Origin of the sequence: Bacillus sp. SIMBA_154, assembly GCF_046536015.1 — a bacterium.
GTDB lineage: Bacteria > Bacillota > Bacilli > Bacillales > Bacillaceae > Bacillus > Bacillus pumilus_P.
In genome coordinates, this window is record NZ_JAWJBV010000280.1 from 1 (window position 1) to 270 (window position 270).

Below are 270 nucleotides of genomic sequence, written 5' to 3' on the forward strand. Positions count from 1 at the left end.
GACGCGTTCCCTTGTCCATATTGATTTCGCACTGGTGAGACACTGACGGGAAGCGTAACAGTTCCCTGCAGGCGCACTGCGAATTGAACACCGATTTCATCAGGCTCTGGCCCCGTCTAAATGAAACAGCGTTCAATGACACAAGAAAGGTTGCCTGCATTCCACGTCACGTTTGCAACAGCTTCAGCCGGATCAACGACAAACCCCTCAGGCAATTCAATCGGCGCTTGAAACATCGCTTCACGGCTTGCTTCTTCCTCGCAAAAACAT

Annotated in this window: 1 pseudogene; it reads right to left on the minus strand. The window is 51.1% G+C overall.

Annotation, left to right across the window (positions count from 1 at the left end):
- Positions 1-270, minus strand: a pseudogene (locus R0K30_RS22055) (YncE family protein); the annotation flags it as partial.